Annotated in this window: 20 protein-coding genes; 15 read left to right on the forward strand and 5 right to left on the reverse strand. The window is 52.1% G+C overall.

Going from position 1 to position 21,730, the window contains the following annotated elements; genetic code table 11:
* Positions 1–13 precede the first annotated feature (13 nt).
* Complete coding sequence (gene mnmC / locus CLR69_RS01455) at positions 14–2,041, reverse strand: bifunctional tRNA (5-methylaminomethyl-2-thiouridine)(34)-methyltransferase MnmC2/FAD-dependent 5-carboxymethylaminomethyl-2-thiouridine(34) oxidoreductase MnmC1 (RefSeq protein WP_129711837.1); 2,028 nt, start codon at positions 2,039–2,041, stop codon at positions 14–16.
* 172 nt (positions 2,042–2,213) lie between these two features.
* Between mnmC and fabB the strand changes: the two genes are divergently transcribed.
* Positions 2,214–3,431, forward strand: coding sequence for a beta-ketoacyl-ACP synthase I (gene fabB, locus CLR69_RS01460; protein ID WP_129705487.1), 1,218 nt, complete (start codon positions 2,214–2,216; stop codon positions 3,429–3,431).
* A gap of 111 nt (positions 3,432–3,542) precedes the next feature.
* On the opposite strand, the gene flk is transcribed toward fabB, so the two are convergent.
* Together flk and CLR69_RS01470 are read right to left on the reverse strand one after the other, a co-directional pair.
* Positions 3,543–4,796, reverse strand: coding sequence for a flagella biosynthesis regulator Flk (gene flk / locus CLR69_RS01465; protein WP_129705489.1), 1,254 nt, complete (start codon positions 4,794–4,796; stop codon positions 3,543–3,545).
* 93 nt (positions 4,797–4,889) lie between these two features.
* Positions 4,890–5,768: a DMT family transporter gene (locus CLR69_RS01470; RefSeq protein ID WP_129705491.1), complete on the reverse strand. Its 879-nt coding sequence runs from the start codon at positions 5,766–5,768 to the stop codon at positions 4,890–4,892.
* 320 nt (positions 5,769–6,088) lie between these two features.
* Here CLR69_RS01470 and pdxB point away from each other — a divergent pair, with 320 nt between their 5' ends.
* From pdxB to hisP, 14 genes are all read left to right on the forward strand, one after another.
* Positions 6,089–7,225, forward strand: a complete 1,137-nt coding sequence (gene pdxB / locus CLR69_RS01475; RefSeq protein WP_129711836.1) for a 4-phosphoerythronate dehydrogenase PdxB — start codon at positions 6,089–6,091, stop codon at positions 7,223–7,225.
* 114 nt (positions 7,226–7,339) lie between these two features.
* The gene (locus CLR69_RS01480; RefSeq protein ID WP_129711835.1) at positions 7,340–8,350 is read left to right on the forward strand and encodes an aspartate-semialdehyde dehydrogenase; all 1,011 of its coding nucleotides are present in this window, start codon (positions 7,340–7,342) and stop codon (positions 8,348–8,350) included.
* On the forward strand, positions 8,350–9,201 hold the full coding sequence (gene truA, locus CLR69_RS01485) for a tRNA pseudouridine(38-40) synthase TruA (protein ID WP_129711834.1): 852 nt from the start codon (positions 8,350–8,352) through the stop codon (positions 9,199–9,201). The genes CLR69_RS01480 and truA overlap by 1 nt, the downstream gene beginning before the upstream one ends.
* A gap of 193 nt (positions 9,202–9,394) precedes the next feature.
* Complete coding sequence (locus CLR69_RS01490) at positions 9,395–10,057, forward strand: DedA family protein (protein WP_039297044.1); 663 nt, start codon at positions 9,395–9,397, stop codon at positions 10,055–10,057.
* Positions 10,058–10,281: 224 nt separating this feature from the next.
* Positions 10,282–11,199: an acetyl-CoA carboxylase, carboxyltransferase subunit beta gene (gene accD, locus CLR69_RS01500; RefSeq protein WP_129705501.1), complete on the forward strand. Its 918-nt coding sequence runs from the start codon at positions 10,282–10,284 to the stop codon at positions 11,197–11,199.
* 105 nt (positions 11,200–11,304) lie between these two features.
* Positions 11,305–12,573 carry a bifunctional tetrahydrofolate synthase/dihydrofolate synthase gene (gene folC, locus CLR69_RS01505; protein ID WP_129711833.1) on the forward strand — a complete coding sequence of 423 codons (1,269 nt, stop codon included), beginning with the start codon at positions 11,305–11,307 and terminating at the stop codon, positions 12,571–12,573.
* The gene (gene dedD, locus CLR69_RS01510) at positions 12,563–13,315 is read left to right on the forward strand and encodes a cell division protein DedD (protein WP_129711832.1); all 753 of its coding nucleotides are present in this window, start codon (positions 12,563–12,565) and stop codon (positions 13,313–13,315) included. The genes folC and dedD overlap by 11 nt, the downstream gene beginning before the upstream one ends.
* 314 nt (positions 13,316–13,629) lie before the next feature.
* Entirely contained in the window at positions 13,630–14,130 is a 501-nt protein-coding gene (gene cvpA / locus CLR69_RS01515; protein ID WP_010298532.1) for a colicin V production protein, read from the forward strand.
* A 21-nt stretch (positions 14,131–14,151) separates the two neighbouring features.
* On the forward strand, positions 14,152–15,669 hold the full coding sequence (gene purF / locus CLR69_RS01520; protein WP_129705508.1) for an amidophosphoribosyltransferase: 1,518 nt from the start codon (positions 14,152–14,154) through the stop codon (positions 15,667–15,669).
* A 221-nt stretch (positions 15,670–15,890) separates the two neighbouring features.
* Complete coding sequence (locus CLR69_RS01525) at positions 15,891–16,463, forward strand: UbiX family flavin prenyltransferase (protein ID WP_129705511.1); 573 nt, start codon at positions 15,891–15,893, stop codon at positions 16,461–16,463.
* 535 nt (positions 16,464–16,998) lie between these two features.
* A complete protein-coding gene (locus tag CLR69_RS01530; RefSeq protein ID WP_129705513.1) occupies positions 16,999–17,778 on the forward strand; it encodes a lysine/arginine/ornithine ABC transporter substrate-binding protein in 780 nt (259 codons plus the stop codon).
* Between the two features lie 138 nt (positions 17,779–17,916).
* Positions 17,917–18,606 carry a histidine ABC transporter permease HisQ gene (gene hisQ / locus CLR69_RS01535; RefSeq protein WP_129711831.1) on the forward strand — a complete coding sequence of 230 codons (690 nt, stop codon included), beginning with the start codon at positions 17,917–17,919 and terminating at the stop codon, positions 18,604–18,606.
* The gene (locus CLR69_RS01540; protein ID WP_129705517.1) at positions 18,599–19,315 is read left to right on the forward strand and encodes an ABC transporter permease; all 717 of its coding nucleotides are present in this window, start codon (positions 18,599–18,601) and stop codon (positions 19,313–19,315) included. Before hisQ ends, CLR69_RS01540 begins: the two co-directional genes overlap by 8 nt.
* 15 nt (positions 19,316–19,330) lie before the next feature.
* Positions 19,331–20,104 carry a histidine ABC transporter ATP-binding protein HisP gene (gene hisP, locus CLR69_RS01545; RefSeq protein ID WP_129705519.1) on the forward strand — a complete coding sequence of 258 codons (774 nt, stop codon included), beginning with the start codon at positions 19,331–19,333 and terminating at the stop codon, positions 20,102–20,104.
* A gap of 253 nt (positions 20,105–20,357) precedes the next feature.
* On the opposite strand, the gene CLR69_RS01550 is transcribed toward hisP, so the two are convergent.
* Both CLR69_RS01550 and folX read right to left on the reverse strand, forming a co-directional pair.
* Positions 20,358–21,263, reverse strand: coding sequence for a TIGR01777 family oxidoreductase (locus CLR69_RS01550; RefSeq protein ID WP_129711830.1), 906 nt, complete (start codon positions 21,261–21,263; stop codon positions 20,358–20,360).
* A 17-nt stretch (positions 21,264–21,280) separates the two neighbouring features.
* On the reverse strand, positions 21,281–21,652 hold the full coding sequence (folX, locus tag CLR69_RS01555; RefSeq protein WP_129705523.1) for a dihydroneopterin triphosphate 2'-epimerase: 372 nt from the start codon (positions 21,650–21,652) through the stop codon (positions 21,281–21,283).
* Positions 21,653–21,730: the final 78 nt, after the last annotated feature.

The raw sequence follows: 21,730 nt of genomic DNA on the forward strand, positions 1-21,730 counted from the left end.
TCTTCTTCCCCGATTAATCCTGTGTCACGGGTTTGCCTTTAAGCAGTTTCCTTATCCAGAAGCGATTTGGGTTTAGCGCGGCTAGCGTGTCACGATCCAGCGGCAGTGGTTCTCTATACATCTGCGAAGCCAAAATTTCCGCTGCGAGTGGGGCAGAGCAGAGTCCGCGTGAGCCTAATGCACCGATAATAAACAGATCCTGCCAATAAGGTGCGTTCGGCACGGTGTCGGCGCGGTGCTGGGGATGCAGCCTATCTTCATACTCTGTCAGCGTTTGCTCATAGTCCGGCACAGAGCCCAATAGCGGTAAATGATCGCGCAGTGCGCAGCGGACACCCTGACGTGCCTGTCCATCGCTGACATCAATGGTTTTGGCCCAGTCAGCATTCGGCAAACAATTCAGCAGCCGTTGGCGGTTCTCCTGTTGTTCTTCTTCCCGATAATCGCACTGTGTTTCGCCTCGTAGGTAGCTTGCCCCGATGCAGTGCGTTTTATGCTGCGGGCTCACTGGCGTCAGGTAGCCGTCGTAGCATAACACCTGCTTCAACTGCCCCAATACAGGGTTAGTCGGAATGTGGCTGACCTGCCCGCGCACGGCGTAGCCGGGTAAATGACAGGTTTGTGTCCAGTCGGTAATGTGGTGACCATTTGCCAGCACCACCACTGCGTGATTTACCGGTTGGCCCGTGCTTAAGCTGAGCGCCCAGCCGCTATCGGTTTTTTCCAACGCAGAAACGGTAGTATCCATCTGTACTGACAGGCCGTTTTGCTGCGCCAGTTTCAGTGCTGCGGCTGTCAGTTCTGCCGGACACAGCCAGCCGCCGTCGGGGTAGGTAATACCGTTTACGCCGGGATTTAGGCCGCTTTGTTTTTCCAGTTGCTGGGCATCCGCGCTAACGACCAATTCTTCCGGCCATTCTCCTTGCAGAATCTGTTCGATTTTACGCGCGCTTTTTTCATCCCAAGCGAGCTGGCTTACGCCACACCACTGGTGTTCAAATTCCAGACCTTGCTGTGCCAGTGCCGTGTAGCTACGGTGGGCGAAGTTAAAGGCGAGTGAGAAAAAGCGGGACACGGCATCGTGTCGGTTATTCAGCAGGGGATACAGCGCGCCCTGACGATTGCCAGATGCGCCAGTGGCTGGCTGTGACTCAGCGCAGTAGAGCGTGACGTTTGCGCCGCGCCGTTGCAGAGCCAGCGCAGTAAGCACGCTGGCGATGCCGCCGCCAATAATAGCGATGTCATCAGTCGTGCTGGCTGCGGGGCGCGCATACCACGGTGTCGGCGAAGTGACGGGAAGTGTATCAGGAAGGATACCGCTCAGCATTTCCCGCTTCTGCCCGAATCCTTTGACTTTACTAACGTGAAAACCCGCCTGTTGTAGACCGCGTCGCACAAAGCCGGCGGCGGTAAAGGTGGCAAATGTCCCTTCTTGGCGACACAGACGTGCCATTGCCTGAAACAGATTATCCGTCCACATGTCAGGGTTCTTGGAAGGAGCGAAGCCGTCTAGAAACCAGGCGTCGACCTGATGATTCTGGGTATCATCCAGCTCAGGCAGTAAGACGTTAACATCACCGAACCATAAATCGAGCGTGATACTGCCTTGCGCCAGAATCAGACGGTGACAACCTGGCAGCGCCACCGGCCATTGCTGGCGCAACTCATTCGCGAATGTTGCCAATTCCGGCCACTGTGCGTGTGCGGCAGCCAGATCGTGCTGACGCAGGGGGAATTTCTCGAAGCTGATGAAGTGCAGATGTCGCAGAGTTGCCTGTGGCTGCTGTTGACGAAAGTGAGCAAAAGCTTGCCACAGCGTGAGAAAATTCAGGCCGGTGCCAAAGCCGGTTTCCGCGATCACGCAGGCAGCACGTGGATGCGTGCTGAAACGTTCAGGAAACTGATTGCCCTGTAAAAACACATAACGGGTTTCGGCCAACCCATCCTGATTCGAAAAATAGACGTCATCAAACTGTTGCGATACAGGTGTACCCTGAGCGTTCCAACTTAACGACGCGTGTTGGATGGGAAGGTTAGCCACGGCAAAAGCTCATTATTCAAGTGATGGCGAGATTTTAACGAGCTGAATATCGTGGTGCAAATTTAGCAATAATTTCGCGATAGTTCGGCTGATCGGACTTGTTCAGCTTACAACTGTACGCTAAAGTGCGAAGCGAAATCCCAAACTCTATAAGTGGAAAAAGAGGTATTAAATGAAACGTGCAGTGATTACTGGCCTGGGGATCGTATCAAGCATCGGTAATAACCAGCAGGAAGTTCTGGCATCATTGCGGGAAGGCCGCTCGGGTATTACTTTCTCTCAAGAGCTGAAAGATTCCGGTATGCGTAGTCACGTCTGGGGGAATGTCAAACTGGACACCACTGGCCTCATCGATCGCAAAGTTGTACGTTTTATGAGTGATGCATCGATTTATGCCTACTTATCCATGGAGCAGGCGATTCAAGATTCTGGGCTGTCTGATGAGGTTTATCAGAATAACCCACGCGTTGGCCTGATTGCCGGTTCCGGTGGCTCCGCGCGTTATCAGGTATTTGGTGCTGACGCGATGCGCAGCCCGCGTGGCCTGAAAGCTGTTGGCCCTTACGTGGTGACCAAGTCCATGGGTTCTGCGGTATCCGCCTGTCTGGCAACGCCGTTTAAAATTCACGGTGTGAACTACTCCATCAGCTCTGCTTGTGCGACCTCTGCACACTGCATCGGTAACGCCGTTGAGCAAATCCAGATGGGTAAACAGGACATTGTGTTCGCCGGTGGTGCTGAAGAGCTATGCTGGGAACTGGCCTGTGAGTTTGATGCCATGGGCGCACTGTCTACCAAATACAATGAGACGCCAGAAAAAGCCTCCCGTACCTATGATGCGGGTCGTGATGGTTTCGTGATTGCAGGCGGCGGCGGTATGGTCGTGGTAGAAGAATTGGAACACGCGCTGGCTCGCGGTGCGCATATCTACGCAGAAGTGGTCGGCTATGGTGCGACCTCTGACGGTGCAGATATGGTTGCCCCATCTGGCGAAGGTGCTGTGCGCTGTATGCGGATGGCAATGAACGGTGTTGATACCCCGATTGACTACCTGAACTCTCACGGTACTTCTACGCCAGTTGGCGATGTGAAGGAACTGGGCGCGATTCGTGAAGTGTTTGGTGATAACTCGCCAGCTATCTCCGCGACGAAAGCGATGACCGGTCACTCTCTGGGCGCTGCTGGCGTTCAGGAAGCTATTTACTCCCTGCTAATGCTGGAGCACAGCTTCGTTGCACCGAGCATCAACGTGGAAAATCTGGACGAGCAGGCTGCTGGCCTGAATATCGTGACTGAACCGACGGAACGTAAACTGACCACGGTGATGTCTAACAGCTTCGGGTTCGGTGGTACGAACGCGACGCTGGTGATGAGAAAACTCGATAAATAATCGGATTCTCACACTGATAAATAAAAACCCCGCAGGCGCAAGCCGCGGGGTTTTTACTTTTGATGCGTGTCGTGATGATGAACTGCAATCGTATCCTGAATGAGGAGGGGCTTAGATCAGTACCCAGAGCAGAAACGCAGCCACACAGGTACTGACAATCACCAGAAACATCGGTTTATGGAACAGGGATTGCCAACTGAGCGGTAGCGAGGCAATCAACGGGTTGAACAGCGGATGCAGGAGCTGTGAGGTTGTTGTCCAGTCAGTTTCCTGTGAGCGCTGAATACGTTGTGTAAACAGGAACGTCAGTAGATCGCTGACCTGCATCGGCGTCAACGGGGTTTGCAAGCCCATATTGAAGCGGTTCTGTGTGTAATCCATCAACAATTGCTGTTCCTGCACGGTCATCGGTTGTTGCAGCAGAGCCTGCAACGGGGCGAGGTTCGGGGAAAGCAGCGCGTTCTGTGTTGGCAGTTGCTGTGATGATAGGTTCGTTGCTGATGCCTGATTCGCGTTAACCGTGTTTGTTGTGTTGGCTGTCAGTGATTCCGGCGACGCACCAGCCGTTCCTGCATGGGTCTGCGTTCCCTGTGGCGTCAAGGTGGTGCGGAGCAACGTCTGCGTCTGCTGTAGCTCAACCTGCGCTTGCAGGAACTGCGTGAGCATCGGCAGATGCTTTAACGGGATCGCGTCGCCCGCGTTAAGATTCTGCATCATCATCAGATTGCTCAATACTCTCGCAGGTTGCTCCCCAGTCATGGTCGCTAACCGGGTGACTAACTGATTCAAGCCGCGTTGTTCAGCGGGCGAGAGCGGACGTTCGGGCGAATTGACGGCCTGAGCCGATTGCGGCGCTGAGGCTGACGCCGTTGACTGCGGAATTTGCCCATTTTGCAGCAGCGTAACAACCTGCTGTAGCTGCGTTTTATTCAGACTGCTTAGCGTGGTGCTGCCGAACTGTTGCCGGATGAAATCACTGACTGCCTGCCGGTTATTCCCCTGAGATAGCATATCCGTCAGGCGTTGGAGCAACGGCTGACGCTCACCGCTATCTTGCGCCTGTGTTAAACGCGTCTGGAGTATTTGCTCTGCTGGCTGGTAGTGCCGGGACAGCAGTTCATTATTGTCTGCCAGCCCTAGCCCCTGTTTTACGGTCGTCCAGACTTCCGCAGCTTTTGAGGTTGTGAGCGCGGCAACTTTAAGCACCAGATTTTCCAGCGTCGTGCGTTGCGCTAGCGTCAGAGGTCTATCGCCATTGGCGGAGCCTGCGGCGTTAGAGGAGGATGCAGAGGTTGATGATGTGGTTGTCGGCGTAACCGAGCGTTCGCCGGGCAGCGGGGCACCTGGGCCGCTTACAGGTTGCATATCGGTTATCCTCACTGCCGTCATGATTGAGATGAATCATAGCAATCTCCCGTGACGGCCGATAGTCATGCGTTGCCTAAAACGACACGAATCTTAAGCGGTGCGTCCGAGTGGGATGCGCAAACGTTGGGCAAGAATAACGCCGAGTAACGTGATGCCACCGCCAACCAGATGATAATGGTGCAAAGGTTCATGTAAGAAACCAATTGCAATCATCGCCGCAAAGATCGGCGTCAGGTTCATAAAGATGGCTGTTTTGCTCGCTCCCAGACGCATAACTCCTTGAATCCACAGAAACGGCGCAATAATTGAGGCCATGATGCCAGCGAAAACTACCAGCGGCAGATTTTCGCTGTTTAGCTGCACATTGTCCGTCAGCAAGAAATTTGGAATCAGCAGTACCACGCCAAAGGCAATTTGCACATAGAGCGATACCCAGTTGGGCAGCGGGATGCTCCAGCGTTTGGTCAGCACGCCATATATTGCATAGGACAACGCGGCACAAAACATCATGAATTCACCGGTACCGATACCCTGTGCCAGAATCTGTTCAGGGTGCCCGCCGCTGATCAGCCAGACAATCCCTGCCAGTGACAGCAGGCTACCGAGTAGCACGCCCAGCGTGGGCGCCACGCGCAGTAGAGGAATGCTGAGTAAAACGGTGAGTAGCGGCACCAGCGATCCCATTATTCCCATCATCACGGCACTGATCGTGTGTGCGGCGTAGTAGGCCAGACTTTGATACAACACCATGCCGAGCAGACCCAACACCAGTAGTTTCCATGCATTTTGGCGAATGGTCGTAGCATGGTGGCGAAGGCCTGGCAGCATGAACGGCGTCATGACGAGAAACGCCAGCAGCCAGCGGTAAAACGAAATAGCGGCCGGGTCGATAACGGTAGCGGAGAGCTTGTTGACGATGACGTTAACTGACCAAATCAGGACGGCGATAATGGGAAATAGGGCGTTCAACGTGGTTTTCTCATAGCGAACCAGACGGAAAATGCACCGGTTGCCAGTCTGGTAGATAAAAATGGGGCAAGTGCGGCAATGGCAAACAACATAACAGAGCCATGTGACGACTATCAACCTTGTAGGAGGCAATCCGATATGCCCTTTAACGCGGTCTGGCCGCGGTAAATTGCCACTTATCGTAGGATCGATAGCGATGTGATATCGATATGAACCGATGGAGGAAGGATATCTCGTCGTAATTGCCTTGGGTTTCTACACCATTCGGTGGCAAAATATCTCCCCGCTTTTTTGGCTGGCTACAGGTCCCGGAGAAAACAATGAAGATTCTGGTTGATGAAAATATGCCGTATGCTCGCGAGCTTTTCAGCCGTTTGGGTGAGGTTCAGGCTGTACCGGGACGTCCTTTGCCGCGCGATTTGCTGGTGGGCGCAGATGCGCTGATGGTGCGCTCGGTTACGAAGGTGAATGCGGATCTGTTGTCAGGCTCGGCGGTAAAATTTGTTGGCAGCGCGACGGCAGGCACCGACCATGTCGACGATACCTGGCTGAATGCCAACGGCATCGCGTTTTCTGCTGCCCCCGGCTGCAATGCTATTGCGGTAGTGGAGTATGTATTTTCCTCTTTGCTGATGCTCGCCGAACGTGATGGTTTTCAACTGCGTGATAAAACGGTCGGCATTGTCGGCGTGGGGAATGTCGGCAGGCGTCTGGATGCGCGACTGAAAGCCTGGGGTGTAAAAACGCTGTTGTGCGATCCACCGCGTGCCGATCGCGGTGATGTGGGTGATTTCCTGCCGTTAGAAACTCTGGTGCGTGATGCCGATATCCTGACGCTGCATACGCCGCTGTATCTCGACGGGCCGTACCGAACGCATCATTTGGTTGATGCTACGGTACTGAACGCGTTTGCGGATGGACGTATTCTGATTAACGCCTGCCGTGGCCCGGTGGTGGATAATGTGGCATTGCTTGAGGCTCTGCAACAGGGCAAAAAACTCAGCGTGATCCTTGACGTGTGGGAACCCGAACCTGCGTTATCGACCGATCTGCTGGCGCGAGTGGACATCGGCACGGCGCATATCGCTGGTTATACGCTGGAAGGAAAAGCGCGCGGTACCACACAGGTTTTTGAAGCCTGGAGCGAGTTTATCGGCACACCGCAGCAGATTGCGCTTTCGTCGCTTTTACCTGAGCCGGACTATGCCGAAGTGACATTAACCGTACCGGTGGATGAGGCGCTACTAAAACGTCTGGTGCATCTGGTGTATGATGTGCGCCGAGACGATGCGCTGTTGCGCCATGTTGCGCATCAGGAAGGCGAGTTTGATCGCCTGCGTAAACATTATCAAGAACGACGCGAATGGTCGTCACTCCATGTCATCTGCGCTGATGCTGAGAGCGCAGATTGTCTGAACGCGCTGGGATTCACGGCGTCAGTGCGGGGCACACGCTAACGGCGTTCCGCACTATATTACTCTTTTTTATTCATGAGCTGACAGCGAGTATCGCTATCGTCTGTCGGTTTCATTCATGGTTTGTGTTTCATTCAAAATTTGGGAGAGAACCAAATGTCTGACGGCTGGAATATTGCTCTGCTGGGCGCAACGGGCGCAGTGGGCACGGCGTTACTGGAATTATTGCAGGAACGTGAATTCCCAGTGGGTGAACTGTATCCGTTGGCCAGCGAACGTAGCGCGGGTGAAACCATACGTTTTAACGGCAAATCCTGTGTGGTCACCGATGTGGCTGATTTTGACTGGTCACAGGCGCAGCTGGCGTTTTTTGTTGCCGGTCAAGACGCCAGCGCACGCTATGCAGAAGCTGCGGGAGATGCCGGCTGTCTGGTCATCGACAGCAGCGGCCTGTTTGCATTAGAACCGGATGTGCCGCTGGTCGTGCCTGGCGTGAATACGCATACGCTGGCGGATTACCGTAACCGTAATATTGTTGCGGTGGCGGATAGCCTGACTAGCCAACTGCTGACGGCGATTAAACCACTGACTGATGCGGCGGGGCTTTCGCGTTTGCATGTCGTCAATATGCTGTCCGTTTCTGCGCTCGGCAAAGCGGCGATAGACGATCTGGCTGGGCAAAGTGCCCGTCTGCTGAATGGTATCCCGCCTGAAGAAGGGCTTTTCCCGAAACAGCTGGCGTTCAATTTGTTGCCTTTACTGCCCGATGATGCAGGCAGCGTGCGCGAAGAACGCAGTCTGGTCGATCAGGTGCGCAAAGTCTTACAGGATGATGGGTTGCCGGTTTCAGTGACCTGCATCCAGTCCCCTGTGTTCTATGGTCATGCACAAATTGTTCATCTCGAATCATTGCGTCCGCTGTCTGCGGAAGAAGCGCGCGATGAACTGCTTAATGCCGGGAATATTGAGGTCAGCGACGAGCAGGATTACCCGACTCAGGTGGGTGATGCTTCCGGCAATGGGCAATTGAGCGTCGGCTGTTTGCGTAATGATTACGGTATTCCTGAACTGCTGCAATTCTGGTCGGTTGCTGATAACGCTCGCTTTGGCGGCGCGCTGATGGCAGTGGAAACGGCAGAATGTCTGGTGCAGGAGTATCTTGGGTAATGTTGGAAAGCACTCAGGCGGCGGCTATTCAAGCCGCCGCCGTTGCGGAGAACGAACGAGCCCCGCTGAAGATCGCGCTGGGCATTGAGTACGACGGTAGCCAGTATTATGGCTGGCAGCGTCAGAATGACGTCGCTAGCGTACAGGCCTGTCTTGAAAAGGCGTTGAGTAAAGTTGCAGATGAACCGATAGAAGTGTTTTGCGCCGGACGAACCGATGCCGGAGTTCATGGTACCGGGCAAGTTGTGCACTTCACCACGCAGGCGATCAGAAAAGATGCTGCCTGGACGATGGGCGTGAATGCGAATTTACCGCCAGATATCGCCGTACGTTGGGTGAAAACGGTGGATGCGGATTTCCATGCACGCTTCAGCGCAACGGCACGTCGCTACCGTTATGTTATCTACAATCACCGTTATCGTCCTGCGGTGCTCTCGCATGGCATGACGCACTTTTATCATCCGCTGGATGTGGAACGGATGGAGCGCGCCGGACAGTGTCTGCTGGGGGAGAATGATTTCACCTCTTTTCGGGCGGTACAGTGCCAGTCGCGCACGCCATGGCGCAATGTAAATCATTTAAAGGTTACACGTCACGGTGACTATATCGTGGTAGATATTAAGGCCAATGCGTTCGTTCACCATATGGTGCGCAATATTGTTGGCAGCCTGATGGAAGTGGGGTGTGGCAATCGTCCCGAGTCGTGGATTGCGGAACTGCTGGTAGCTAAAGATCGTACATTGGCAGGCGCAACGGCCAGAGCTGAAGGGTTATATTTGGTGGCAGTGGATTACCCCGCGCGTTTTGCTTTGCCGCAGCCCACAATGGGGCCGCTTTTTTTAGCGGATTGACGGTTTTGGCTGTAACGAGTACGCCTTTTACGTGTTGCACGCTGCAGATGGCTGTGAGCCAAAAGTAGTGTGCTGCGCGTATTAAGGATGATGCTATTTAGCATGCTATACGCAAGGCAACACGGATAGTGCGGGCTGCTTTGCGTATATCGACCGCGTGCGATCGCTATATACTTTGGGAGAAGAAGTTGTGATGGAGTTTATACAGTTTATTATTGATTTTATTCTACACATTGACGTTCATCTGGCGGAACTGGTGGCGCAATATGGTGTCTGGGTTTATGCCATTTTGTTCCTGATCTTGTTCTGTGAAACCGGGTTGGTGGTGACACCGTTTTTACCGGGAGATTCGTTGCTGTTTGTTGCTGGGGCACTGGCGGCGTTACCGTCGAACGATCTGAATGTGCATACGATGGTGTTCCTGATGATTATTGCCGCGATTACGGGCGATGCAGTGAACTACACGATTGGGCGGCTGTTCGGTGAGAAGTTGTTTAGCAATCCGAACTCAAAGATTTTCCGCCGCAGCTATCTGGATAAAACGCATGCGTTTTACGCACGCCACGGTGGTAAGACGATAATTCTGGCGCGCTTTGTCCCGATTGTGAGAACATTTGCGCCGTTTGTCGCCGGGATGGGGCACATGAGCTATCGGCATTTTGCAGCCTATAATGTCATTGGTGCGCTGCTGTGGGTATTATCGTTCACCTATGCAGGCTACCTGTTTGGCGATTTGCCCGTGGTGCAGGAAAATCTGAAATTACTGATTGTCGCGATTATTTTTCTCTCTATCCTGCCGGGTATTATTGAAATTGCCCGCCACCGTAGAGCAGCCACGCGCGGCAATGTGAAATAAGTGAAGTATTTTAACATCCGGTTTGACCAGTTTTTTATCCACAGTCCCGGAGCGTTATGGTTTAATGGGCAGCATTTATGGTCTGTTCTTGGGAACATCCTTGGTGCCGATGCCTTTGTACCGCGACTGTCGTGCGTCTCAGGCATTTTTTCATTGGCAATGTTGTCAGGGAATAACATGAACAGCGGACTGGCATTTGCCAGGTTCAAGCAGAAAGGTTATCAATGAGCTGGATTGAACGAATTCTTAACAAAAGCAATATCACACCGACCCGTAAAGCGAACATCCCTGAAGGGGTCTGGACAAAATGTGATAGCTGCGGTCAGGTTCTTTATCGTGCTGAGCTGGAACGTAATTTGGGAGTCTGCCCGAAGTGCGATCACCATATGCGTCTGTCTGCACGGGCCCGTCTACAGGCTTTTCTGGATAAAGAAAACACTGTCGAGCTGGGAAGCGAACTGGAACCGAAGGATGTCCTGAAATTTCGGGATTCCAAAAAATATAAAGATCGTCTGGTTTCTGCGCAGAAACAGTCCGATGAGAAAGACGCGCTGGTCGTCATGAAAGGTACTCTATACGGCATGCCTGTTGTAGGCGCGTCGTTTGAGTTCGCTTTTATGGGCGGTTCAATGGCGTCCGTCGTAGGTGCGCGTTTTGTGCGTGCCGTTGAGCAGGCATTAGAAGATGGCTGCCCGCTGGTGTGTTTCTCCGCCAGTGGCGGTGCGCGTATGCAGGAAGCGCTAATGTCGCTGATGCAAATGGCGAAAACCAGTGCGGCACTGGCAAAAATGCGCGAGCGCGGCTTGCCTTATATCTCCGTGCTGACTGACCCAACCATGGGCGGTGTTTCTGCAAGTCTGGCGATGCTGGGTGACCTGAATATTGCCGAACCGAAAGCGCTGATCGGTTTTGCCGGTCCACGTGTTATCGAACAAACCGTGCGTGAAAAACTGCCGCCGGGCTTCCAGCGCAGTGAATTCCTGATTGAGAAAGGGGCGATTGATATGATCGTGCGTCGCCCGGAAATGCGCTACAAGCTGGCCACTATTCTTGCCAAACTGACGAATCATCCAGAACCGGGCAATGATGACGTGGAAATCCGCAGCGATGCGCCGTCTGAATCATCACAGGATGACGCATAATTGACATGATGGGCAGGGCGTGTGGCACTCGACCACGTCGTTCTCGACTGCGTTGTAATGTGCACGCTCTGCCCGCAATGAACCGTAAGCCAGTGAACGGGACTCATGGATACTCTTCAAATACCTCAAGCCACGTCACCTTTGGTCACGTGGCTTCATTATCTTGAGCACCTGCACGCTCAGGCCATTGATTTAGGTCTGGATCGCGTTAAACAGGTTGCTAAACATCTTCAACTGCTACAGCCTGCCGCCACGATTTTCACCGTTGCGGGGACGAACGGCAAAGGAACCACCTGTTGTACGCTGGAGTCCATCCTGTTGGCCGCCGGGCTACGGGTTGGGGTATACAGTTCTCCTCATCTTGTTCGCTATACCGAGCGAGTGCGTATTCAGGGCAACGAATTGTCAGAAGCGCAGCATACTCAAGCGTTTGCGGATATCGAAGCAGGAAGAGGGGCCGTATCGCTCACCTATTTTGAATTCGGTACGCTGTCCGCATTGCAACTCTTCAAACAAGCGAATCTGGATGTCGTCATTCTGGAAGTAGGATTAGGCGGGCGCCTGGATGCTACCAATATTGTGGATGCGGATGTCTCTGTGGTCACCAGTATTGCTATCGACCACACCGACTGGCTAGGTAATGATCGAGAGAGTATCGGTCGTGAAAAAGCCGGGATATTCCGACAGGGTAGACCTGCCGTCGTTGGTGAGCCGGATATGCCGGGAACGATTGCCGATGTTGCTGCGGAGAAAGATGCACTGTTGCGTCGTCGTGGTCGCGACTGGGAGTTTTCAGTTCAGCGCGAAACATGGAGTTGGCAGGATAAACTGCGTGAATTGTCGCGCTTGCCACTCCCGAATGTCCCACTGCCGAACGCCGCCACAGCGCTGGCTGCACTGCACTATTCCTCACTCAACGTGAGCGAAGATGCGATTCGTCAGGGGTTACGGCGCGCGGCATTGCCGGGCCGTTTTCAGATTGTTCAGGAATCGCCGCGGTTGATTCTTGATGTTGCACACAACCCCCATGCGGCGGCCTATCTGGCAAAACGTTTGGCCGAGTTGCCGAAAACCGGAAAAGCGCGGGCTGTTATCGGCATGCTATCGGATAAAGATATCGCAGGTACGCTGGCCCACTTAACGCCGTTGATTGATGAATGGTACTGTGCACCGTTAGAAGGCCCGCGTGGCGCAACGGCTCAGCAAATTACCGAGCACCTGACGCGCAGTCAATCGTTCCCCGATGTCGTTACCGCCTGGCAGCAGGCGATGTCAGAAGCGACGGAACAGGATATTGTCATTGTGTGTGGATCTTTTCATACGGTAGCGCATGTGATGGAAGCGCTGGATGAGGAGAAGGCGAATGGCGAGTAAATTTCAGAACCGCCTGGTCGGCACGGTCATTCTGGTCGCGTTGGGCGTGATTGTCTTACCCGGCCTGCTGGACGGTAAGAAAAAGCACTATGAAGATGAGTTTGCATCGATTCCGCTGATTCCTAAGCCGGGCGACAGCAATGAGATGGAATCGCTGCCTGCGCTGAACCCGTCGTTGCCGAGTCAGCCACCGGAAGGGGCGGAAGCGGCGATGCAAAACAGTACGGAAACCGAAGCGCCGGAAGCTAAATTACCTGAAACCAAGGCTCCCGAAGCTTCAATGCCGCCATCATCGTCTCGTTCAGGGACAAATACGCCAGCTCTGACGGCACCGCCGGTGGTAGTGGAGCGTCCGCCAATTCAGACGCCAACGCCAGTGACACCGAAGACTCAGCCAAAGCCTGAGGTGAAGCCAGAAGTGAAACCGAAGCCAGAGCCTAAACCGGAACCCAAACCGGAAGTGAAACCTGAAACGCAGCCGACGCCGCAAGCGCCTGTCGGACAGGCCTATATTGTGCAGCTTGGTGCGTTGAAAAATGCGGATAAGGTGAACGAAATTGTCGCTAAGCTCCGCCTCTCTGGCTATAGAGCGTATACCGTGCCGTCAACGCCAGTTTCAGGCGAAATTACCCGTATTTACGTGGGACCGGATGCGTCTAAACAGAAGCTGGAGTCTTCATTGGGCGAGCTGAAGCAGCTCAGCGGACTCAGCGGGCAGGTACGAGCACATTCCGTGCGGTAAGATTGCAAGCGTGATAATAGCGTGATGGATTGTCCGCAATCAGCCACGTCAGTAAGTAAAAACAGGTGGCGGGGATGAGGTTCACACCAGTGATACTCGGCCCCGCATCCGTTTTAAGATGCTTGTAGTGAGTTTTGAGATGCCGATAGTTAATGGAATCAGGCATGACGTGCTGTCAGTTTTTTCGCCTGATTATCTATCGATGAAATCGGCGGAAATACGCTACGCAAACGTTTTCTTTTTCTGTTAGAATGCGCCGCGAACAGGATGACGTAGCGGCTTATCGGTAGCATCGTTCATTATTAGGATAGTTCATGGTTTGGGTTGATTACGTCATTATTGGCATCATCGGATTTTCGGCTCTGGTTAGCCTTATCCGGGGGTTTGTTCGCGAAGCGCTGTCGTTAGTAACCTGGGGATGTGCTTTTTTTGTTGCCAGTCACTACTACGCCTACCTCGCGGTCTACTTCACCCGTTTTGATGATGAACTGGTGCGTAACGGCATTGCGATTGCCATTCTGTTTATTGCAACGTTGATTGTGGGAGCTATCGTCAACTATGTGATCAGTTCACTGGTTGAACGTACCGGATTATCCGGCACCGATCGCGTTCTGGGCATCTGTTTTGGTGCACTGCGCGGGGTGCTGATCGTTTCCGCACTGCTATTCTTTCTGGATACTTTCACCGGTTTTTCACAAAGTGATGACTGGAAGCAGTCCCAGTTAATCCCGCAGTTCAGTTATATTATCAGGTGGTTTTTTGACTACCTGCAAAGCACGTCAAGTTTCTTGCCGCAGCATTTACCGCTGCGGTAGCGCTGATGAGGAAAAGACACCATGTGCGGTATTGTCGGTATCGCCGGTTTTACACCGGTCAACCAGTCGATTTATGACGCGTTAACGGTGTTGCAACACCGTGGGCAGGATGCTGCGGGTATTGTGACCATCGATGCCTTTAATTGTTTTCGCCTGCGTAAAGCCAATGGCCTGGTGAAAGATGTGTTTGAAGCGCGGCACATGCAACGCTTACAGGGAAACATGGGGCTTGGCCATGTGCGCTATCCGACCGCAGGCAGCTCCAGCGCCTCGGAAGCACAGCCCTTCTATGTTAACTCTCCGTTCGGCATCACGCTGGCTCACAACGGTAACCTGACTAACGCCCACGAACTGCGTAAAAAGCTGTTCGAGCAGGAGCGTCGTCACGTTAACACCACGTCTGATTCTGAAATTCTGTTGAATATTTTCGCCAGAGAACTGGACCGTTTCCAACATTACCCGCTGGAAGCCGATAATATTTTTGCGGCCGTTGCCGCGACGCATCAGCAAATTCGTGGTGCCTATGCCTGTGTTGGCATGATTATCGGTCATGGTATGGTCGCTTTCCGCGATCCTAACGGGATTCGTCCTCTGGTTATCGGTAAGCGCGATCTGGAAGATGGCCGCAGTGAATATATGGTGGCGTCTGAAAGCGTCGCGCTGGATACGCTGGGTTTTGAATTTTTACGCGATGTTGCGCCGGGAGAAGCGATCTACATTACGGAAAAAGGGCAGCTGTTTACCCGCCAGTGTGCAGAGAATCCAAAGAGCAATCCGTGCCTGTTTGAATATGTCTACTTCGCTCGCCCGGACTCTTTCATCGATAAAATTTCGGTCTACAGCGCACGCGTTCGTATGGGCCAGAAGCTCGGTGAAAAAATTGCGCGTCAGTGGGAAGATCTCGATATTGATGTCGTGATTCCGATTCCTGAAACCTCTTGTGATATCGCGCTGGAAATCGCGCGCATTATCAACAAACCGTATCGTCAGGGATTCGTGAAAAACCGCTATGTTGGCCGCACCTTTATTATGCCAGGGCAACAGGCACGTAAGAAATCAGTACGCCGTAAGCTTAACGCAAACCGTGCCGAATTCCGTGACAAAAATGTGCTGCTGGTCGATGACTCTATCGTGCGCGGTACAACGTCGGAGCAGATTGTAGAGATGGCGCGTGAAGCAGGTGCCAAGCGTGTTTATCTGGCCTCTGCGGCACCGGAAATTCGCTTCCCTAACGTGTATGGTATTGATATGCCGAGCGTTAATGAACTGATTGCTCACGGTCGCGAAGTGGATGAGATCTGTAAGATTATTGGTGCCGATGAGCTGATATTCCAGGATCTCGACGATTTGATCGACGCGGCGCGTGAAGATAATCCTGATATTGTTCAGTTCGAATGTTCCGTCTTCAACGGGATTTACGTGACTAAGGACGTCGATCAAGGCTATCTGGACTATCTGGAAATGCTGCGCAACGACGATGCCAAAGCGTTACGTAGCCAGAATGAAGTCGAAGATCTGGAACTGCACAACGAAGGTTAACGGCTAGTCGTACGTTAGGACTGGTTTTTTTGAAGGGGGAGGGTGCGAAAGTGTCTTCCCCCTTCTTGTATCTAGAAAACCGGCTGTATATAGAAAAATCTGGTTGTATATAAAAATACCGTTTCGGTGCTTATTCTTGCTTATCGCTAATCAATGCGGCAAAGTTTGCGCAGATGATTTTTCCGCGTTTCTGCTGACGCGGCCAGCCAGAGGCAGTATGAATGAAGCGACTCATTGTAGGAATTTCCGGCGCCAGTGGTGTCATTTATGGCATCCGACTGCTACAGGTGTTACAGACGCTGGAAGGCATCGAAACCCATCTGATTATGAGCCAGGCTGCCCGACAGACGCTAGCGCTGGAAACGGATTTTAGCCTGCGTGACATACAGGCTTTGGCTGATGTGGTACATGACGCGCGCGATATTGCTGCGAGTGTTTCTTCAGGGTCGTTTAAAACAGCAGGGATGGTGATTCTACCCTGTTCGATAAAAACCCTTTCCGGCATTGTGCACAGCTACAGCGACAATCTGTTGACCCGTGCCGCTGATGTAGTGTTGAAGGAACGTCGTCCTCTGGTATTGGGGGTGCGTGAAACGCCGCTACATTTAGGGCATTTACGGCTGATGACCACCGCCGTTGAGTTGGGTGCGATAATCATGCCTCCGGTACCTGCTTTTTATCATCGCCCAGAAAGTGTGCAAGATATTGTCGATCAGACGGTGAATCGTATTCTGGATCAGTTTGATATCGACCTGCCGGAAGATCTCTTTACTCGCTGGCGTGGGGCGTCATAGCAGGATAGATACCGAGACGCGCTATTTTTTTCTTATAGGGCAGTAAAGCTTTACTGCCCTTTTTTTGTGCTTTTTTATCGAATTGCACCAATTTTGATCGCGAAAGCACTTAAATGGTGCGTTTGGTTTTTTGTATTCGCCCCAATGTTATCTATTCTTATTGTTATGTGCCCCAAGGAAAATAGGAAAATATTTATTAATCAATTGATTAATCATTATTTTGGCGTGTTTTACTCGTGGTTTTTTTACAACAACCTTATTTTCATTGTGGCATGAAAACTGCTTATGAAAATTGTAATAGTCGGTGTAGAAAACAAATAGCACTCATATCGTTCATATTTAAAGCAATACACCCTAAATAATTCGAGTTTCAGGAAGGCGGTAGGCAAGAGAGGGAATCCCGATGAGCTTACTTGAGTAAGTGATTCGGGTGAGTGAACGCAGCCAACGCACATACAACTTGAAGTATGACGGGTATATATCGTTCCGACATTGACGACACACGACATCAATCACTCATGATAAGGGTAGCAATATGAATAAACTGATCAAAGTTTTGCCGTTGGCACTTATTCTGGCTGCGGGCAGCGCCATGGCGGAGATTCCTAAAAATATTAAAATCGGCACCGATCCCACCTATGCTCCCTTTGAATCCAAAAATGCCAGCGGCGAACTGGTTGGGTTTGATATCGATCTGGCAAAAGAGCTGTGCAAGCGTATCGAAGCTAACTGTACGTTTGTGGAAAGCGACTTTGATGCGTTAATTCCTTCTCTTAAAGCTAAAAAAATCGATGCCATCATCTCTTCACTGTCCATTACTGAAAAACGCCAGCAGGAAATTGCCTTCACAGAGAAGCTGTATGCAGCCAATGCTCGCTTGATTGCGAAGAAAGGCGCGAGCATCGAACCAACGCTGGCTTCTTTGGGCGGTAAGCGTGTTGGTGTACTGCAAGCATCGACTCAGGAAGCTTTTGCCAATGCGAACTGGCAGCCAAAAGGTGTTGAAGTTGTCGCTTATCAAAATCAGGATCTGATTTACGCCGATCTGAGTGCTGGTCGTATCGATGCGGCATTTCAGGATGAAGTGGCAGGCAGTGAAGGTTTTCTGAAGCTTGATATGGGCAAAGACTATGCGTTTGCTGGTCCGGCAGTCAAAGACGACAAGTTCTTCGGTGTTGGTACGGGTATGGGTCTGCGTAAAACGGATACCGAACTGAAAGCTGCGCTAGATAAAGCCTTTGAAGCGATGCGTAAAGATGGCACCTATGACACCTTCGCGAAAAAATACTTCGATTTTGACGTCTACGGCGGCTAATTTCGCCATAACGAGGCATATCTCTTTATCACAGTACCATTGTGTAGCGAGATCGTAGGGCAATACGACACGGGAACGTTCCTCTCGTGTCGTGCCTGAATGATAACGCACTGTGCCCTATTTCAACGGATATAATCGATGCTCTATGGCTATTCCCAGCTGATTCTGGATGGTGCCATCATGACGCTGGAGCTGGCGGTAAGTTCGCTACTGCTAGCGCTGGCTATCGGCCTGATTGGCGCGTCGGCGAAACTGTCTTCTCATCGCCTGTTGGCAGGGGGTTTTTCCTGCTATACCACGTTGATTCGCGGCGTCCCCGATTTGGTGCTGATGCTGCTGATTTTCTATGGTCTGCAAATTGTCTTAAACGGCGTGACGGAATCGATCGGCCTGGAGCAGATTGACATCGATCCTTTGACCGCAGGGGTTATTACGCTGGGCTTTATTTATGGCGCGTATTTCACGGAAACCTTTCGTGGCGCGTATCTTGCCGTGCCACGCGGACAAATTGAAGCCGCTGTCGCATTCGGTTTTTCTCCCACCAAGGTTTTCCGCCGTATTCTGTTTCCTTCCATGATGCGCTTTGCGTTGCCGGGCATTGGTAATAACTGGCAGGTGATTCTGAAAGCGACAGCGCTGGTGTCATTGCTTGGTCTGAATGATGTGATCAAGGCGACGCAATTGGCTGGCAAGGGGGCGCATGAACCGTTTTATTTCGCACTGGTTGCTGGGGCGATGTACCTGATTTTTACCACCGTTTCTAACGGCGTGTTGTGGTGGTTGGAAAGACATTATTCGCAGGGAGTCAAGAAAGTAAACTATGAGTGAGATCCTGCAACAATATTGGCAACCGCTACTGTGGAGTGATGGTTACCGCCTGACCGGGCTGGCGATGACGCTCTGGCTGCTCATTTCCTCTGTGGTCATCGGTGGCCTGCTGGCGTTGCCGCTGGCGATTGCTCGCGTGTCGCCGCGACGCCGATTCAGTCTTCCTGTTTGGCTGTTTACCTATATTTTCCGCGGCACGCCGCTCTATGTGCAGCTCCTGGTGTTCTATTCTGGCGTATATAGTCTGGAAATCGTACGCGGCACCGATCTACTGAACGCATTTTTCCGCAGCGGACTGAACTGCGCCATTTTGGCGCTGGCGCTCAATACCTGTGCGTACACCACCGAGATTTTCGCGGGGGCAATCCGCTCTGTTCCCCATGGGGAAATTGAAGCCGCCAGAGCATACGGTTTCTCCCGTTTTAAACAGTATCGCTGCATTATTTTGCCGGGCGCGCTGCGTATTGCGCTGCCAGCCTACAGTAATGAAGTGATCCTGATGCTGCATTCGACGGCGCTGGCTTTTACCGTAACCGTGCCGGATATTCTGAAGATTGCCCGTGATATTAATGCTGCAACCTACCAGCCGTTTTATGCGTTCGGTATTGCTGCTGTCATTTATCTGGCAATCTCGTTTGTGCTAATCGGGCTGTTCAAAAAGGCGGAACGGCACTGGTTGCGTCATCTTTATACCCGTTCATCTCATTAAGCGCAGGAAAAAAGTATGTCGAATAAAAAATTGATGGTGACGGAACTGCGTAAACGTTATGGCCAGCATGAGGTGCTCAAAGGGATCTCATTGCAGGCGAAAGCGGGTGATGTTATTTCGATTATCGGATCGTCCGGTTCGGGAAAAAGTACCTTACTGCGCTGTATTAATTTTCTGGAAAAGCCCTGCGAAGGCGCGATTTACGTTAGCGATCAGGAAATCCGCATGGTGCGTGATACTGACGGACAGTTGAAAGTCTTTGATAAAAAGCAGCTTCAGATGCTGCGGACGCGCCTGACGATGGTCTTTCAGCACTTCAACCTGTGGAGTTTCATGACCGCATTGGAGAATGTGATGGAAGCGCCGATTCAGGTGTTAGGGCTCAGTAAGGCGGAAGCGCGTGATAGGGCGGTATTCTATCTGAACAAGGTTGGGATCACGGATTCTGCTCAACAGAAATACCCGTCGGATCTTTCCGGTGGTCAGCAGCAGCGTGTATCTATTGCGCGGGCGCTAGCGATGGAGCCAGAAGTATTGCTATTTGATGAGCCAACATCGGCGCTTGACCCTGAACTGGTCGGAGAGGTGTTGCGCATCATGCAGCAGCTTGCGGAGGAAGGGAAAACGATGGTGGTGGTGACGCATGAGATGGAGTTTGCCCGCCATGTTTCCAGCCACGTTATCTTCCTGCATCAGGGCGTGATCGAAGAGGAAGGACCACCGGAGCAGCTCTTTGGTAGCCCGAAAAGTGCGCGTTTACAGCAGTTTTTGTCAGGCGCGTTGAAGTAGGTTTCGGGGCTGATGATTATCAGCCTCTAACGGTTAACTGGTACTCATGCTGTAGCATTTCACCATTCTATGTCGGATAGAGTAAAAGTTTTGTGCGTGTTAACCGCCTGCGACGCGACTACTCGCCCCATAAATGGGACTCGCCCTTCGAGTCAGCACAAGTGCCGCATATATGCGGCTATCACGCGGTTATGCCCACCGCAGCACAATTTTTACGCCAGAAATGCAGAATATTTGGGCATTTTATCAAACTTCAGCTCGGTTTCTTGACGACGTCTTGCAGGGCTTCTTCCAGCTCAAAGAAGCGGAAACCAAAGCCTGCGTCTTCTAACCGCTGTGGGATAGCGCGCTGTCCGCCCAGAACCAGCGTTGAGGCTTCGCCCATCAGCAATTTGATCGCAAAAGCGGGCGCTCGCACAAAACCGGGGCGATCCAACACATGCGCCAGCATGGCGGAAAATTGTTCGTTATGAACAGGATAGGGCGCAACCATGTTGAAAGGGCCGCGCAATATCGGCTGGTCCAGCAGATAGATAATGCCGTTAACCATATCATCAATATGAATCCACGGCATATATTGCCTGCCGGAACCCATTGGCCCACCGAGTCCCAGGCGGAAAATAGGCAGCATTTTTGCCAGTGCACCGCCCTGTGCCGAAAGAACAATGCCAGTACGCAGCAGGCAGACGCGAGTTTTGTCGCTTTCAGCGGACCGCGCCAGCGCCTCCCAGCGGGCACACAGGTGGTGTGTGAATTCATCAACAGGGGACTCATCTTCCGTGACCAGCGCCTCGCCTTGATCGCCATAGTATCCGACAGCGGAGCCTGAGATAAAAACGGCGGGTGGTTCGCTACTGGCTTTAATCAGCGTGGCAAGTTGTTCGGTGATGCTCCAGCGGCTTTGTGCCAGCCGTTGCTTTTGTTGTGACGTCCAGCGTTTGTCGGCGATAGGCTCACCCGCCAGATTGATAACGCCATCAAAGTCGTTCAACGAGGTGATATTGCTCAGCGTGGACCAATATTCCACCTGATTGCCGAGAACACCTCGTGCGCGCTCAGGATCGCGTGTCAGTACCGTAATGTGATGGGAAAGCAGCTGTAATCGTTGGATAAGATGGCGGCCAATAAGGCCGGTTCCGCCTGTTATTAGTAGTTGCATCGCGTGTTCCCATATCTTTATGTCTTGTGATAACGCAGAGCCATAGAAACCGAATCGGCGTATCGCAGGGCAAATGGTTTATCGACTTCTACTTCAGCATAGGTTATCCATTCGTGATCGCTGGCGATGTTGAGCACATCCTGCGTTAATTTTTCCAGCAAAGCGAAGCGGTTATCTTCCACGTGGCTGATGATCTTTTTGGTGATGGTGCGGTAATTCAACGCATCAGCGATATTCTCGCTGTTACGCGCCTGCTCTGCTGGGTAGTGAATCACAACATTGATGATCACATCCTGCTTATTCGTGATTTCCTCATCTTTGATACCGATGAAGGTGCGTAGCCGCAGATTTTTTATACGAATAATGGCGTCAGAATGATGATGTGGCATTGCTCGGCCCTCGGTTGCTTCTGTTACTGAGAATAAATCACAGCGTCAGGGGTATCGTTAACAGGTAAGCTGCTCGTT

Source organism: Pectobacterium zantedeschiae, assembly GCF_004137795.1.
GTDB lineage: Bacteria > Pseudomonadota > Gammaproteobacteria > Enterobacterales > Enterobacteriaceae > Pectobacterium > Pectobacterium zantedeschiae.

Bases quoted from the DNA above. Each gene is read 5' to 3' on its own strand.
- fabB (WP_129705487.1), top strand. From the start codon at position 2,214: ATGAAACGTGCAGTGATTACTGGCCTGGGGATCGTATCAAGCATCGGT.
- flk (WP_129705489.1), bottom strand. From the start codon at position 4,796: ATGCAACCTGTAAGCGGCCCAGGTGCCCCGCTGCCCGGCGAACGCTCG.
- pdxB (WP_129711836.1), top strand. From the start codon at position 6,089: ATGAAGATTCTGGTTGATGAAAATATGCCGTATGCTCGCGAGCTTTTC.
- CLR69_RS01480 (WP_129711835.1), top strand. From the start codon at position 7,340: ATGTCTGACGGCTGGAATATTGCTCTGCTGGGCGCAACGGGCGCAGTG.
- truA (WP_129711834.1), top strand. From the start codon at position 8,350: ATGTTGGAAAGCACTCAGGCGGCGGCTATTCAAGCCGCCGCCGTTGCG.
- CLR69_RS01490 (WP_039297044.1), top strand. From the start codon at position 9,395: ATGGAGTTTATACAGTTTATTATTGATTTTATTCTACACATTGACGTT.
- accD (WP_129705501.1), top strand. From the start codon at position 10,282: ATGAGCTGGATTGAACGAATTCTTAACAAAAGCAATATCACACCGACC.
- folC (WP_129711833.1), top strand. From the start codon at position 11,305: ATGGATACTCTTCAAATACCTCAAGCCACGTCACCTTTGGTCACGTGG.
- dedD (WP_129711832.1), top strand. From the start codon at position 12,563: ATGGCGAGTAAATTTCAGAACCGCCTGGTCGGCACGGTCATTCTGGTC.
- cvpA (WP_010298532.1), top strand. From the start codon at position 13,630: ATGGTTTGGGTTGATTACGTCATTATTGGCATCATCGGATTTTCGGCT.
- purF (WP_129705508.1), top strand. From the start codon at position 14,152: ATGTGCGGTATTGTCGGTATCGCCGGTTTTACACCGGTCAACCAGTCG.
- CLR69_RS01525 (WP_129705511.1), top strand. From the start codon at position 15,891: ATGAAGCGACTCATTGTAGGAATTTCCGGCGCCAGTGGTGTCATTTAT.
- CLR69_RS01530 (WP_129705513.1), top strand. From the start codon at position 16,999: ATGAATAAACTGATCAAAGTTTTGCCGTTGGCACTTATTCTGGCTGCG.
- hisQ (WP_129711831.1), top strand. From the start codon at position 17,917: ATGCTCTATGGCTATTCCCAGCTGATTCTGGATGGTGCCATCATGACG.
- CLR69_RS01540 (WP_129705517.1), top strand. From the start codon at position 18,599: ATGAGTGAGATCCTGCAACAATATTGGCAACCGCTACTGTGGAGTGAT.
- hisP (WP_129705519.1), top strand. From the start codon at position 19,331: ATGTCGAATAAAAAATTGATGGTGACGGAACTGCGTAAACGTTATGGC.
- CLR69_RS01550 (WP_129711830.1), bottom strand. From the start codon at position 21,263: ATGCAACTACTAATAACAGGCGGAACCGGCCTTATTGGCCGCCATCTT.
- folX (WP_129705523.1), bottom strand. From the start codon at position 21,652: ATGCCACATCATCATTCTGACGCCATTATTCGTATAAAAAATCTGCGG.